The 13,849-nt window shown below is 64.7% G+C and carries 12 protein-coding genes; 7 read left to right on the top strand and 5 right to left on the bottom strand.

Features of this window, described 5'->3' with window-relative positions; all coding sequences use genetic code 11:
* Positions 1 to 408: 408 nt before the first annotated feature.
* The 6 genes from AC30NL_RS06395 to AC30NL_RS06370 all read left to right on the top strand — a co-directional run bounded on the left by AC30NL_RS06395 (position 409) and on the right by AC30NL_RS06370 (position 6,191).
* Positions 409 to 1,497, top strand: coding sequence for a rhodanese-like domain-containing protein (locus AC30NL_RS06395; RefSeq protein ID WP_489463174.1), 1,089 nt, complete (start codon positions 409 to 411; stop codon positions 1,495 to 1,497).
* A gap of 86 nt (positions 1,498 to 1,583) precedes the next feature.
* A complete protein-coding gene (gene senA, locus AC30NL_RS06390) occupies positions 1,584 to 2,816 on the top strand; it encodes a selenoneine synthase SenA (RefSeq protein ID WP_489463173.1) in 1,233 nt (410 codons plus the stop codon).
* 74 nt (positions 2,817 to 2,890) lie between these two features.
* Positions 2,891 to 3,613: an ABC transporter permease gene (locus tag AC30NL_RS06385; RefSeq protein ID WP_489463172.1), complete on the top strand. Its 723-nt coding sequence runs from the start codon at positions 2,891 to 2,893 to the stop codon at positions 3,611 to 3,613.
* Positions 3,614 to 3,621: 8 nt separating this feature from the next.
* A complete protein-coding gene (locus tag AC30NL_RS06380; protein WP_489463171.1) occupies positions 3,622 to 4,314 on the top strand; it encodes an ABC transporter ATP-binding protein in 693 nt (230 codons plus the stop codon).
* Between the two features lie 17 nt (positions 4,315 to 4,331).
* Positions 4,332 to 5,132, top strand: a complete 801-nt coding sequence (locus tag AC30NL_RS06375; protein ID WP_489463175.1) for an ABC transporter substrate-binding protein — start codon at positions 4,332 to 4,334, stop codon at positions 5,130 to 5,132.
* Between the two features lie 60 nt (positions 5,133 to 5,192).
* Positions 5,193 to 6,191: an XdhC family protein gene (locus AC30NL_RS06370; RefSeq protein ID WP_489463170.1), complete on the top strand. Its 999-nt coding sequence runs from the start codon at positions 5,193 to 5,195 to the stop codon at positions 6,189 to 6,191.
* 113 nt (positions 6,192 to 6,304) lie between these two features.
* Here the strand turns inward: AC30NL_RS06370 and AC30NL_RS06365 are convergent, their stop codons facing one another.
* Genes AC30NL_RS06365 through AC30NL_RS06355 form a run of 3 tightly spaced genes read right to left on the bottom strand, consistent with a single transcriptional unit; the run spans position 6,305 to position 9,688 of the window.
* Entirely contained in the window at positions 6,305 to 7,039 is a 735-nt protein-coding gene (locus AC30NL_RS06365; RefSeq protein WP_489463169.1) for a LytR/AlgR family response regulator transcription factor, read from the bottom strand.
* Positions 7,036 to 8,085, bottom strand: coding sequence for a sensor histidine kinase (locus AC30NL_RS06360; RefSeq protein ID WP_489463168.1), 1,050 nt, complete (start codon positions 8,083 to 8,085; stop codon positions 7,036 to 7,038). Before AC30NL_RS06360 ends, AC30NL_RS06365 begins: the two co-directional genes overlap by 4 nt.
* A complete protein-coding gene (locus AC30NL_RS06355; RefSeq protein ID WP_489463167.1) occupies positions 8,072 to 9,688 on the bottom strand; it encodes a hypothetical protein in 1,617 nt (538 codons plus the stop codon). Before AC30NL_RS06355 ends, AC30NL_RS06360 begins: the two co-directional genes overlap by 14 nt.
* A 350-nt stretch (positions 9,689 to 10,038) precedes the next feature.
* Here AC30NL_RS06355 and AC30NL_RS06350 point away from each other — a divergent pair, with 350 nt between their 5' ends.
* Positions 10,039 to 10,233: a hypothetical protein gene (locus AC30NL_RS06350; RefSeq protein WP_489463166.1), complete on the top strand. Its 195-nt coding sequence runs from the start codon at positions 10,039 to 10,041 to the stop codon at positions 10,231 to 10,233.
* A gap of 272 nt (positions 10,234 to 10,505) precedes the next feature.
* On the opposite strand, the gene AC30NL_RS06345 is transcribed toward AC30NL_RS06350, so the two are convergent.
* Positions 10,506 to 12,026 carry a DUF1501 domain-containing protein gene (locus tag AC30NL_RS06345; RefSeq protein ID WP_489463165.1) on the bottom strand — a complete coding sequence of 507 codons (1,521 nt, stop codon included), beginning with the start codon at positions 12,024 to 12,026 and terminating at the stop codon, positions 10,506 to 10,508.
* Between the two features lie 72 nt (positions 12,027 to 12,098).
* Positions 12,099 to 13,694: a DUF1800 domain-containing protein gene (locus tag AC30NL_RS06340; protein ID WP_489463164.1), complete on the bottom strand. Its 1,596-nt coding sequence runs from the start codon at positions 13,692 to 13,694 to the stop codon at positions 12,099 to 12,101.
* Positions 13,695 to 13,849 lie beyond the last annotated feature (155 nt).

The following is a 13,849-nucleotide window of genomic DNA, read 5'->3' as shown; positions in this document are numbered from 1 at the left end:
GTGGTCGATGGCTCATGCGCGGGAAAGACGGGCTGGATAGTCCTCGAAAAATTGGACCCCAGATCTCACGAGGCACGTGTCGATTGAACTTCAGTTGGGGTGAGGGCTGCGGCCGTTGAATCCAAGGCTGGTTGAGCGGCAAATTCGATTCGCGTACACAGCCCCAGCCCACATCTCGATCAGGTACATCGGGGAAGGCACGATGTCGCCGGTGACGCAGCGATTGCTGACATGACCTTAGCATTAGCAGCAACGTGTGGTGCAAGGACTTCAAAGCAATCTCGCGAACCGCTTTGTGAGATGCGGTGTTCTGGTATCGGCCAGCCAGGGTCAAGTTAACGTGGAGAATTGGCAATGGGCCCACGATCGCCCGTTGAAATGATCTTTCCGTCGTTTGGAGCTTTCGCCATGCTTGTCTTGCGCCAACTGTTCGACCCGACGTCGTCGACCTACACCTACCTGCTCGGCGATTCACAGTCCGGTGAGGCAGTCATCATCGATCCCGTGTTTGAGAACGTACGTCGCGACACGGCGCTGCTGCGCGAACTCGACCTGCGTTTGGTGGCCACACTCGACACCCACGTTCATGCCGACCACGTTACCGGGGCCTGGTTGCTGAAGCAGGCTTGCGGCAGCCAGATCATGCTCGCAGAGGCTTCAGGCGCTGCGAACGCAGACCGGTTGCTGAAGCACGGCGATCGCGTCTCGTTCGGCAAGCGTCACCTCGAAGTGCGGGCCACGCCGGGTCACACCCGCGGATGCCTCACCTACGTGCTGGACGACTACAGCATGGCCTTCACTGGCGACAGCCTCCTCATCCGCGGTTGCGGGCGTACCGACTTCCAGCAGGGCAGCGCCAGCTTGCTCTACCGGTCCGTGCAGGAGCAGATCCTGTCCTTGCAGCCTGAATGCCTGCTGTATCCCGGGCACGATTACCGCGGCCTCACGGTCACCAGCGTGGCGGAGGAAAGACGTTTCAACCCGCGTCTGGGCGGCGGCGTCAACACCACGGACTTCGAGGGCTACATGAACAACTTGGGCCTGCCGCATCCGAAGCTGATGGACATCGCGGTGCCGGCCAATCTTCGCTGCGGTCGGCCCGAGGGCAGTGCGACAGCGCTGCTGGAGCCGACCTGGGCCCCGCTGACCTGCACCTTCAGCGGCGTGTGGGAGATCCAGCCTACGACTCTGGCAGAAAGAATCGGCAGTACTCGTTCCGACGACATCCAGGTCATCGATGTTCGCGAGACCCGCGAATTCACCGACGCGCTCGGCCACATCCGCGGGGCGCTCCTCATGCCACTGTCTCAACTGGCGGCGCGCGCAGAAGAGATCGCAAGAGACCGACCGGTTGTGACCGTCTGCCGTTCCGGCGCACGGTCTGCCCAAGCCACCGTGCTGCTGCAGAAGGCAGGTTTCAAGGACGTGGCCAACCTTGCCGGAGGCATGCTCCGCTGGCGGGCCGAATCGCTGCCCGTCGACAACGGATCGGACTGATGACTGGAAGGCCATGACGTGACCGGGCGTCACGCTGACTGCCCCGTTCTTCGATGCCACAATGCCGGCCCCCCTTGGAGTGTGCTGTGGTTCTCGACACGCCAGACCTTGATTCATTCCAGATGCGCCATGCAGGCAAGGACCTGCTCTCGCTCGCCTTGATGGACGCGCGCAACCACACGCTGCGATGGATTTCCGCGTACGAAGAAGCCATTGGCGAAATGCAGTTCGTCGCGCCGCCCAGGACCGAACTCAACCCGCCGCTGTGGCTGCTCGGGCACATCGGGTGGTTCCAGGAGCGTTGGATCGCACGCAACGTGCATCGCCAGCGCGGCACCCACAGTGATCCGACCGTGCCTCGGCTGGCGTCGATCTCATCAAATGCCGATCGCTGGTACGACCCCGCGCTGTCGCCGCATGCGGCCCGCTGGCAGCTCGACCTGCCTGACCTGTCGGCCACCAAGCAGTACCTCGCGGACGCGATGGACATCACGCTCGAATTGCTGGAATCCGCAGCCGACGGCGACGAGACGCTTTACTTCTACCGGCTCGCGCTGTTTCATGAAGACATGCAGGGCGAGGTCTTTGCCGAGATGGCGCAGACCTTGGGGATGAACATCGCGGGTGCCAATGGCCTCCTGCGCGACTGGACCTCGTCTGTGCAGCGTGAGCCATTGCTGTTTCCGGCCACGCGCTGGCAGCTGGGGTCACGGCGTGGCGGATTCGTCTTCGACAACGAGAAGTGGACGCACAACGTCGACGTGCCCGAGTTCGAGATCGATGCGCAGCCCGTCACTTGGGCGAAATACACCGAGTTCGTGCAAGACGGTGGCTACGACGAGGCGCAGTGGTGGTCGCAGGCCGGCCTCGAGTGGCTGAAGGCGCAGGGTCGTCGCGTGCCGCGCCACGTGGACCAGATGCGCCAGGGCGTGATGCAGCAGCGCTTCGGTCGCTTGACGCGCGTTTCCTTGCAGCAGCCGGTGGCGCACGTGAGCTGGCATGAGGCCGAGGCATGGTGCCGCTGGGCAGGGCGACGCCTGCCCAGCGAAGTTGAATGGGAAGCGGCGGCGCAGGCATATTCGCGCGGCTACGCATGGGGTTCGGTGTGGGAGTGGACGGCGAGCACCTTCCGCGCCTATCCCGGCTTCGAGCGCGATCCGTGGGTGGAGTATTCGCAACCGTTCTTCGGACACTGCAAGGTCTTGCGCGGCGCGTCCATTGCCACGCGCAAGCGGCTGGCGCATACGAAGTTTCGGCGGTTCGCGCTGCCGGAGCGCGACGATCTCTTCTGTGGGTTCAGAAGCTGCGCGGCCCCATGATCGCGCGAACCTTGCCCCCGCTTCGCTGCTGCGCCTCGACCACCGAAGAAACCGCAGATAGCATCGCCCCCTAGATGAACGAATTCGCAGAGAGCGCCATCCGAGCCGTCGAGCTTGTCGCGAGTGGCGACCCGGAACTCCTGCGCATTGTGGGTCTGTCCTTTGCAGTCAGCGCCACTGCCACCATCACCTCGACGACGTTCGGGCTCTTTGCCGGAGCGGCACTCGCGGTCTGGCGCTTTACTGGCCGTGAGGGCGTGATCGTGCTGCTCAACACCTTGCTCGCGCTGCCGTCGGTGGTGGTGGGGCTCGTGATTTACATGCTGTTGTCGCGAGCCGGACCGCTCGGATCATTTGGCATTCTCTTCACGCCCGCGGCGATGGTGATTGCGCAGTCGTTCCTGGTGGCGCCCATCGTCGCGGCGCTCACCCGCCAAGCCGTCGAGGACGCCTTGCGCGATCACGGCGAGCAGCTGCGCTCGCTGGGTGCGAGCCCCTTCGAATGCGCGCTGATCATCGCGTGGGACGAGCGCATTGCCTTGCTCACCGTGGCGCTGGTGGCCTTCGGGCGGGCGATCTCCGAAGTCGGCGCGGTGATGATGGTAGGCGGCAATATCGCCGGCGTCACGCGGGTGATGACGACGGCCATCGCGCTCGAGACCAGCAAGGGCGACCTGCCTCTTGCGCTCGGACTTGGCATGGTGCTGCTGTTTGTCGTGCTTCTGCTCAATGTGCTGATCGGAGCTTTGCGCGGATGGCGTCTGTCGGGCGACCAGCGCAGGGGTGTGGTTGCATGAGTTCTCCAATGATCGAATTGCAATCGGCGTCGGTGCACTTCGGAACGGTCGCTGCGCTGAAGGACGTGAGCTTCGCGCTGTCTCGCGGCGACCGCGTTGCACTCGTCGGCGCGAACGGCTCGGGCAAGAGCACCTTGCTGCGTGCGATGCATGGGCTGGTGCCGCTGGCCGCAGGGCGGCGTGTCGTTGGCGAAGTGCCATCGCCTCGTGTCGCCATGGTGTTCCAGCACCCCTTCATGCTGCGGACGTCGACGCTGTCGAACGTTGAACTGGGTCTTGTTCTGCAGCGCATGCCGAAAGCGCAGCGCCGCGAGCGGGCGATGCGTGCGCTCGAACGCGTGGGACTGGCCGCTGAGGCCGGCCGCATCGCACGCGTGCTGTCGGCTGGGCAGCAGCAGCGTGCCGCCCTCGCGCGCGCCTGGGCCGTGCAGCCTGATGTTCTCTTGCTCGACGAGCCGACCGCAAGCCTCGACCCGACGGCCAAGCGCGAGGTCGAAAACCTCATTGCGGAGTTTTCGGCGCAAGGCATCACGATGATCATGAGTTCGCACAATCTCGGGCAGGTCAAGCGCCTCGCCGACCGTGTGCTGTACCTCGAACATGGTCGCGTGCTGGCCGATGTGTCGAGCGAACATTTCTTCAGCGGGCCTCTGCCCGACGAAGCAACGCTGTTCTTGAAAGGCGAATTGCCATGGGTCTGATTCGCGCCGGACGGCGGATGTTGCTGCTTTCTTTGTTGGCGGTGATCGCATTCGCGGCCCATGCCCAGCAGCGCAGCATCGTCGTCGCCTCCACGACGTCCACCGAACAGTCGGGACTGTTTTCGCACCTCTTGCCTGCGTTCACCAAAGCCAGTGGCATCACGGTCAAGGTGGTGGCGGTCGGGACAGGACAGGCCCTGGACATCGGCCGGCGGGGCGACGCCGACGTCGTCTTCGTCCACGATCAGGCCGCCGAAGAGAAGTTCGTTGCCGAAGGCTTCGGTCTTCAGCGCTTGCCGGTGATGTTCAACGATTTCGTCATCGTCGGCCCGATCGATGACCCGGCAGGCGTCAAGGGCCGCGACGTGGCCGAGGCGATGCGCAAGCTCGCGGCAAGCAAGTCATCGTTCATCTCTCGCGGCGACAAGAGTGGCACGCATGCAGCGGAATTGCGCTACTGGAAAGCCGCGGGCATCGACGCACCCGCCGCCAAATGGGCGGGCTACAAAGAGTGCGGATGCGGCATGGGCCCGGCGCTCAACATGGGTTCGTCGACCGACGCCTATGTGCTCACTGACCGGGGCACCTGGCTCAGCTTCAAGAATCGCGGCCGGCTCGCGGTGCTGGTCGAAGGCGACACGCGGCTTTTCAACCAATACGGGGTCATCGTGGTCAATCCTGCGAGGCATCCGCATGTGAAGACCGAGTGGGCGAAGGCTTTCGCCGATTGGCTGGTGTCGGCGCCGGGGCAGGGCACCATTGCGGCTTACAAGGTGGGTGGCGAGCAGCTGTTCTTCCCCAATGCTTCTACGCGATGACAGCGGGCGCGGTTCGCGCTAGGCTCTTCTCCTGAAGTTTGCAGTGCAAGGAAGCCTCTCGTGGACAGTCTCGATTTGCAGGTATTGAGCCAGGCGCGCGACTGGTTCACCGAAGGCCGCAAGGTGTGGCTCGTGACGGTGATCGAAACCTGGGGTTCGGCGCCCAGGCCGCCCGGTGCGCTGCTGTGCCTTCGCGATGACGGTCTCGTTGTTGGGTCGGTGTCGGGCGGATGCGTCGAAGACGACTTGATCGATCGTGTGCGGCATGGGGAGCGAGTGGACGAGCCTTCGCTCATTGCCTACGGCGTGACGAAGGAAGAGGCGGCACGCTTCGGTCTGCCTTGTGGTGGCAACCTGCGTCTGGTGCAAGAGCCATTGCATGACACCGCGTGGATCGACGAGGTGCTTGCACGCACGGCACGGCATGAACTGGTGGCAAGGCAGCTCGATCTGCAGTCGCGGGAGATCTTGATTTCATCCGCGCATCGCAGCGAGTCATTCAGCTTCGATGGCCGGGTCTTGCGGGCGGTGTTTGGTCCGCGCTGGCGCATGCTGATCATCGGCGCGGGGCAGTTGTCACGGGTGCTGGCGCAGATGGCGTTGCCGCTGGACTTCGAGGTGACTTGCTGCGATCCGCGCGAGGAATACCACCTGACCTGGGACGTACCCGGAACGCAGTTCAGCAAGAGCATGCCTGACGACGTGGTGGTCGAGATGCAGCTTGATCCGCACAGCGCGGTGGTGGCGGTGACGCACGATCCGAAGCTCGATGACATGGTGCTGCTGGAGGCGCTGAAGTCTCCGGCGTTCTACGTCGGCGCGCTCGGTTCGCGCGGCAACACGGCCAAGCGCAAGGAGCGTTTGGCGATGTTCGATCTGTCGCCGCAGGAGATCGCGCGGCTCCATGGTCCGGTGGGGTTGGATCTGGGCGGCAAGACGCCCGCGGAGATTGCCGTGGCCATCCTGGCCGAGGTCATCGCGGTGAGGAATGGTGTCGCCTTGGTGCAGAAGAAGGAAGGGTCGGCTGTGCCGTCGGGCATCGTGAATTTGAATTCGTAGCAGATCTGTTATTTGATCTATCGAAGGGCAGGGTGGTCATGAAGTTTGGAAAGACCCTCTTCCCATGGGCCCCAGCGAAAGAGGTCAGCAAGTCGGTGGCCTTCTTTCGAGCTCTATATCGCTCGCAGTGCCTCCGCCCCCGTGCGACTCACCTCGACTCGCCCGAGGTCGTGCTTCAACGTCACCTCCCAATGCCCCGCTTGATCACGTTGGATGTGATCCACGAAGTGCAGATTCACGATCGACGCGCGATGCACCTGCACGAACCGTTGAGGATCCAGGCGGTCCAGCAAGTTCTTCAGCGGATCCTCGATCAGGTGCTCCGCGTCGCGCGTGATGACCTGCGTATAGCCCGGCACCGCCCGAAAGCACGCCACGTCGTCGATGGGCACCAGCCATGTCTGGCTGCCGCGCGTCACGCGCAGCCATGGCAGGCCGGGCGCACATTCAGTCGCGCTGGCCGAAGCGGTTAAGCGAGCCTGAAGCCGAGCCACGGTCTCACCCAGTCGCTCCGGCTCCAGCGGCTTGACCAGGTAATCGACCGCGCGGTGCTCGAACGCGCGCAACGCATGCTGGTCGTAGGCCGTGACGAAGACGATCTCTCCGCCATAACCACGTTCACGTAATCGCCTCGCAGCCTCCATCCCATCCAGGTGCGGCATGTTGATGTCGAGGAACATCACCTCGGGCCGCTGGGCCAGCGCTACCGTGAGCGCGGCACGTCCGTCGCTCACCTCCGCGATCACCTGCAGCGCAGGCCAGGCTTGGCCCAATGCCTCGCGCAGCTCCGCACGCAACAGTGGTTCGTCATCGGCGATGACTGCGCGCAAGGGCGCAGATGAATTCATGTTGCCTCCACAGGCAGGTGAATCACCGCCTCGCAACCCGGGCGGGCGGCATGCAGTTGCAGACTGGCCGCGTCGCCATATTGCAATCGCAGGCGTTCTCTCAAATTGGCCAACCCCGTGCCGCCGGGGCGTGCGCCCGGTCCTGGCCCGGCGCCGTTGTCTCGAACTGCGAGCCGCAATTGCGCGCCGTCCCTGCCAGCCGAGACCCGCACATGAAGCTCCGAGCCATCGTCCGGCCGACCGTGCTTGACGGCGTTCTCGACAAGGCACAGCAACGCGCCGGGCGGAACCGGCAAAGACTGCCACGCCCGCGGCACATCGATCGACAAGCGCATGGGCCGGTCCATGCGCTCGCGCAGAAGTTCGAGGTAGGTCTGCACCAGCGCAAGCTCATCGGCCAAGGCCTGCCGTTCGACATGAAAACTCGGAAGCACCAGCTTGAAGTAGCGGATCAGGTGATCGAGCATGGCCAGCGCACGCTCGCTGTCCAGTCGCACGAGCTGTCGCAAATTGGCCAGCGTGTTGTATAGAAAATGCGGTTCGACCTGCGCTTGCAGCAGTTGCAGTTGCGCTTGCATCTTCTCGCGCTGCAACTGCTGTTGACTTGCTGCCGCCATGGCCTCGCGCGCGTACGCCACCAGCTCACGTTGCCGGGATCGCTCCAACAGCAGCAGGCTCGCTCCTACCAGGGCACCGAGCAGCGGCGCGCCCATCAGTCCGCGCTCGACCACTGGCCGCGCGAACACCGGGCCGAATGCCCGGCCGTGGATCGTCGCGAGAAATGCGATGGTGCCGATGGTGGCAAGCCATGCCGCGAACGCCGGCAACAACATCACCCACACCGGGTGAGCGGCACGGCGCACCAAGACGGAGGCCGTGGCGCCCCCGGCCATCAGCATCGCCAACACGGTGGGCAAGGCCTGCCCGAAGGCAACACGCGGATTGCGCGTAACGAGCACCACCACCAGCGCCGCCATGCCAAGCATGAGCGGCGCGAGGGCCACCGCGTGCCCGACAGGCGCGGGCGAAGGATCAGATGTAGACAATGTCGAGAAGTTGAATCTGTTGCAGTACCGGGAAGACCTGCCCGGTGGCGTAGACGTCAATGGTATTGCTACCGCTCATGAGGTAGCCGGCCGAGATGTCGACATCGAACCTGAAGGTCCCGTTCGGCAATGGCGCCGGGTCGGCCGCCAGCTGCCATGCATCGTTGACACGCAGCAGCAGATTGCCGTTCTGGGCGACTGTCACCTTCAGCCTCGGCGTCTTGCGCGAACCGGGCCCGGTGTCCACATAGCGCAGGAAGTCGTGGTCGTCGCCTTCGGCGTAACTCAGGTTCACGGCGGTCAGTCCCCGGTGCAGCTTGCCCCACAGGTTGGTGCCGTCAATCTCTGCGAGCACGGCAGGTTGGTGGAAGGGGTCATTCTCGATAAGCGAGATGGCGTCCTTCACCACCTTGGCAGCAGGCTTCGGCGTGGGTGGCGTATCCACCGCAAGACGGTGCAGGCCGAGATAGCGCGCGCCGTCGTCCAGCGCCTGCCGGTTATTGTCGACGATGGACCAGACATGAAAACCGCGCAGCTTGTTCTCAAAGACTCCGCCGGCGCGGTTCTCTTCCATCAGTCGCTTGAACAGCGCCGAGAAGTACGCGGCCTGCTGCGCCTCGGTGCCTGTGTATTTGCCGTCACGCTGCTTGCGTGTGATGCCGGGGTAGATTTCCGTGATGCTCGAGAACCCGTTCTCGGTGACGACCACTTCCTTGTGGTTGGGCTTGGCGTAGGTCTCGTACCAGAACTTGATCGTGTCGATCGTGCGCGCCGGGTCGGCCGCATTGAGCGTCATGTCGCTGAAGTAGGTGTCCAGGGCGAGATAGTCCGAAGCGGCAACCACCTTGCGCAGAGCTTCCTTCACCACTGCATTGTTCGCCACCGGATGCCCGTCGGCCAAGGGGTTGCCGTTGAAGATGGGCTGCAGCTTCAGCTTGTCTTGCATGTTCAGCCCAAGCGCCACCCGGCGCGCAGTAGGCACTGCATGGTTGACGTACCAGTTCTGCCAATCGTTGGCGCGCCTTTCCACGGTCGCTTGATCGGGTTGGTCTTTCAGCAGGTAGTTCGAAACGATCTCGTAGTCGATCGTCAGCACCAGCGAGCCGAAAGTGCGAAGCAGCCAATCGACGTGATGGGCAAGAAAGTTTTCTGCCGCCGCGATGGTGACCGGGTCAGAGATGTCGTTGGGGTATCGGCTCGGAATCCTGAAGCAGATGTTGATCGCCCCGAGGATGGATTCGCCGTAGCGATGCGCATTGGCGTAGGGTGCACTCGGGGGATCCGAGTAAACGCCCTTGGGCGATTCAAGATCGTCCCAGCCGTTGAAGCCGACACGGCTGCTGGGCCGCCGCCCCATCGAGGACAGCGTCAAGTCCTGGCGGTCGAAGTTTTCCCAGAAGCCCACGCGCAGGCCGGTGGGGTTGGGCGTGGCGTGCCATTTCTTGAGCGTGGGCGAGGTGGCCGACTCGACGCCAACGCGCGTGGTCTCGGCCTGCCTCACGCCGTCGGTTGCCGCGTCGCTGCCACCTCCGCAAGCGCTGAGCGTGGCAAGGGGTGCGCCGAATGCAGTGGCGGCGAGCAAAGAAAATTTTCTGCGATCCAAGACAGGCTCCCTGAGCAGTTGTTGTGGCGCGAATGCTATTGATCGCCGGGTGCGTTGGCAGCCCACAACCTCGTGAGTTGCCGAATCAGGCTGGTGAATGGTGGGAAACGGGTGGTGAGCCGTTATGTCGGCAATCGCTTGCAGCGCTCTTTGCCGCGCAAGGCCACGAATCAGGGTGCGATTCCACTGATGTGAAGTTGCGTCCCGCAAGGAATCCCCGTCCGCTCCCAAGCACCCCACGTCCCTTCATCGACGCCCAGTCGCTCCGCTGCTGCCTTGGTCGAGAGTCCATGCCGTCTTCGATACGCCCACATGCGTTCTCCCAGGGTCATGGGTTCAGGCTTTGGGTCATGGCCGAGAAATCCAATGAACGCGGGCATGACACCAATTGGCGCGGGCCCCTGCTGGACCGCATTGACGTGCAGGTCGAGGGCCCGGCCGTCGCGCCCGAGGTCTTGTCCGCAGTGCCCGATGGCGGCACGAGCGCCCCCGCTGCAGCGCGCATGGCTGCCGCTCGCGATCGGGCGCTGGCGGACAAGGTGTGACCAACGCAGCGCTGTCCGGTGACGCGCTCGAGGTGCACTGTTCGCTCGACAACGCGAGCGCCAGATTCCTGCAGACCGCCGCCCTCGGCTCGGGTAGTCGGCACGAGGCTTTCACCGCGCCTTGCGCGCCGCCCGCACGATCGCCCGATCTCGATGGCGCCGCGGCCATCACCACCGCTCACCCCGCCGAAGCAATCCAGTACCGGCGCGCGTGCCAGTCGCGCCGGTCTGAACCTCGGGACAGCGACGACGTGTCGCGGCGACCCGTCGTATCAGCCAATGAAGCCGAGGTTGCGCACGCTCGAGTCGAAGTTCACGAGGTTCGGGAAGACCGTCAGCGCATCGGTGTCCGACACGCCGAACCAGCGCGCCAGCGTCGCGCCGAACTGATCGACCGAGGTGTCGGGGAGCAGGCTGCCGTTGCCGATCTGGTTCGGGCTGCTGTCGAACTCGTTGTTGTTCGCGTTCTTCGCGCCCAGCACCGGGACCTTGCCGTAGATGTCTCCGCCCTTGACTGCGCCACCCATCACGAAGTGGTGCCCACCCCAACCATGGTCAGTGCCGTCGCCGTTGCTGGTGAACGTGCGCCCGAAGTCGCTTGCCGTGAACGTCGTGACCTTGCTCCGCGCGCCCATCGCGCCGAGCGTGGTGTCGAAGTAGCGCATCGCGTGCGCCAGGCGCGCCATCAGGTCGGCGTGGCTGCGGTTCTCGTTGTCGTGCATGTCGAAGCCGCCGAGGCTGACGAAGAACACCTGGCGCTTGGCGCCGATGCCGGCTGCGCTGCTCGCATCGATCATCCGCGCGACCATCTGCAGCTGCTGCGCGAGGGCGCTGAACGACTTCGCGCCGGTCAGCGGGTTGTCGTACTGCAGCTTCGGGTCGGCACTGGCGTTGTAGTTGCCGCTTGCGGGCGCCGTGCCGAACAGCGGATCGCTCGGCGCCTTCAACGCACTTCGCAGCATCGTCTCGGCGTCGATCGATCTCGCGGCGACCGCCGCGAGATCGGCCTCGAAGACGTGGCCGCCACGCGTCGCGGAGACGATCTGCTGCATCGCCGTGGTCACGTCGAGCGAGCCGAGAATCCGGCCGTTGTCGAGCGCGCCCATGCGGATCGCGCCGTTCGCGCTGACCTGGTACTGCTGGACGCTCTGCCCCGTCAGCCACACCGCGTTGCCTGCGGTCGAGATCGACGTGAAGATCGAGCGGCTGTTCTGCGACATCATCAGATCGCCGATCCGGCCGCCCCAGCCGACCGTCGCGCCTTCGGGCTTGGAGGACATCCAGGTGTTCGTCTGGTCGTTGTGCGAGAACAGCATCGCGGGCCGGCGGCCCTTGCCGTTGTTGTACGTGTCCTTGGTCAGCGGCTCGACCAGTGGGCCGACGTTGGAGATGATCGCGAGCCGCTTGTCGGTGTTGAACATTGTCTGCAGCGAGCCCAGCAGCGGATGCAGCGCGAACGTCTGCGTGCCGCCGCCAGGCGCCGTGCGCGCGGTGGCCGGCGTGATCGGCAGCACGCCGCCGAGCCGTGCCGGCGAGCCGGCCGCAGCCCCGCCGACCGCCGCGATACCAGGCGCCATCAGTGCAATCGAATCGGGCGCCTGGGTGCGCACCGCCGTGTAGTTGGCCCACGAGGCGGAGTCGGTCGGCAGGATCGTGTTCAGCGAGTCGTTGCCGCCGAACAGGAAGATGCAGACGAGCGCCTTGTAGTCGCTGGCCGATTGCGCGGCGGCCGAGCCGATTGCAGCCATGTTCAGCGCGAGCGGCGCGGCGGCTGCGCCGGCGGCGGACAGCACACCGAAGTTGCGCAGGAAGAGACGTCGGGACAGTTGGTGGTCAATCATGGTGGACTCGATACGTAGTTGCGTTCAGCGCTGCACCTGGAACTCGGGTGACACGACGGTCAGGAAAATCGCCGTGCGCACGCGGTCCCGCTTCGCGTTGTTGACGTCGGCCTGGTTCGACTTGTCGGTCTTCAGCGCTGGGATCACGAACGTGTCGACGGCGCGGCTGATCAAGGTCTTCAGCGCGGCCGGCATCGAGCCGTACATCAGGTGGTCGTTCAGGCGATCGACGAGGGCCGGGCTGTTGTCGGCGAGCGCGAGCTCGGCGCTGTAGTCGGGCTGCAGGTCGCGGCGGTTCAGCGTCGTGCCGTTGACGCTGGTGTTGAAGATGCCGACGCCATCCGTCACGTTGTAGAGCATGTAGTTGACGTAGCCTGCGGTACTGGTCTCGCTGGCCAGCTGCATCTCGGGCACGGCCAGGCCCGCTTTCGCCGCCCCTGTGCCCGGCGGCACGTAGCCCGGACGATAGAAGTTGAAGACCGTCGGTGAGCGAAGCGGCGACTGGCCGAGAGTGAAGGCGGCGTCGTCGGTGCTGCCGACGCGATAGTCGCCGGTGTCCGATTTGAACGCGAACGCGCGCAGGAAGGCAGAGAGCTTCAGCACCGGCTCGCGCAGCTTTCCGGAGCTCGTCGTCATCTGGCGCGCCTCGGGGTTCATCAGCACGGCCTTGACGACCGCCTTCATGTCGCCGCGCACGCCGGCGCCGTTGTTGGCGAACCGCGCCGACACCGCGGCGACGTAGGCCGGGCTCGGGTTGCTCATGACCAGCCGCTGGATCAACTGCCGGCCGATGAACGGGCCGACGTTCTGGTGCTTGTACAGCGTGTCGAGCGCGACCTTCAGGCTCGCATCAGGGTCGCCCGTGCCCTGGGCGGGGATCGTCACGCCGAGGAACTTCTTCTCCTCGGTGCTGTGGTACTGCGGATAGCCGAGCACTGGCTTGATGCGGCGGTCGGGATCGCCGACGCCCGCCTTCTCGCCAAGGAAAAAGCAGCTGCTGTCCGGCCAGGCGGGGCAGGCGTAGCTCCAGCCGGTGAAGACGCGTGCCATCCCGCTGATGTCGGCCTGGCCGTAGCTGTCGATCGGCTGGCCGGCATTGAGCTGCTTGCTGCCGTCGGCGTTGAGCATGTTCAGGCCGATCGACATCAGCTGCATCACCTCGCGGGCGTAGTTCTCGTCCGGCACGCGGCCGGTGGTCGGATCGGCCTTCTGGTTTCTCAGCGCCGTCAGGTAGGCCAACATCACCGGATGCTTGGAGACCGCCTGGATCAGGTCGCGGTAGTTGCCCAGGCCCTTGTCGCCAAGCATGTCGAGGAAGCCCGCGGCCCCACGCGCGTCGACGTTTGCGTCCTGCATCGAGATCACGAAGATCTGCGACAGCGAATACGCGACGCGCTGGCGCAACTGGTCGTCGCCGCTGATCGCGTTGCGCCAGAACGCGTGGGTCGTGCCGTCCTGGGCCGCGTTGACGGTCGCATTGTTCGCCGTGGCCTTCGCATCCCAGAGTGCCAGATTACTGGACGCGGGCTTCGCGAACTGCTCGTCGATCCAGGCCGAGTAGCCGACCGACATCACACGGTCGACCTCTGCATCGGTCGGGCCGAACGTGGCCTGCGTCAAGAAGCGCGCAGCCTCGGCGCGCGAGGCCGGCTTCTCGACTTGGGCCGGCGCTGGCGCTGGTGCTGGCGCTGGCGCAGGTGCAGGTGCAGGTGCAGGTGCAGGTGCAGGTGCAGGTGCAGTTGCTGGCGATGGCGATGGCGATGGCGATGGCGATG

The sequence above is a fragment of the Rhizobacter sp. genome, assembly GCA_021153565.1.
In the GTDB taxonomy this organism is placed as follows: domain Bacteria; phylum Pseudomonadota; class Gammaproteobacteria; order Burkholderiales; family Burkholderiaceae_C; genus Albitalea.
The sequence above is the reverse complement of the archived record's forward strand: the minus strand, read 5'-3'. Positions and strand labels throughout refer to the sequence as shown.

What these genes read in the sequence shown, in the direction of transcription:
- AC30NL_RS06365 (WP_489463169.1), bottom strand. Translation starts at nt 7,039, where the DNA reads ATGAATTCATCTGCGCCCTTGCGCGCAGTCATCGCCGATGACGAACCA.
- AC30NL_RS06395 (WP_489463174.1), top strand. Translation starts at nt 409, where the DNA reads ATGCTTGTCTTGCGCCAACTGTTCGACCCGACGTCGTCGACCTACACC.
- AC30NL_RS06385 (WP_489463172.1), top strand. Translation starts at nt 2,891, where the DNA reads ATGAACGAATTCGCAGAGAGCGCCATCCGAGCCGTCGAGCTTGTCGCG.
- AC30NL_RS06350 (WP_489463166.1), top strand. Translation starts at nt 10,039, where the DNA reads ATGGCCGAGAAATCCAATGAACGCGGGCATGACACCAATTGGCGCGGG.
- AC30NL_RS06380 (WP_489463171.1), top strand. Translation starts at nt 3,622, where the DNA reads ATGATCGAATTGCAATCGGCGTCGGTGCACTTCGGAACGGTCGCTGCG.
- AC30NL_RS06375 (WP_489463175.1), top strand. Translation starts at nt 4,332, where the DNA reads ATGTTGCTGCTTTCTTTGTTGGCGGTGATCGCATTCGCGGCCCATGCC.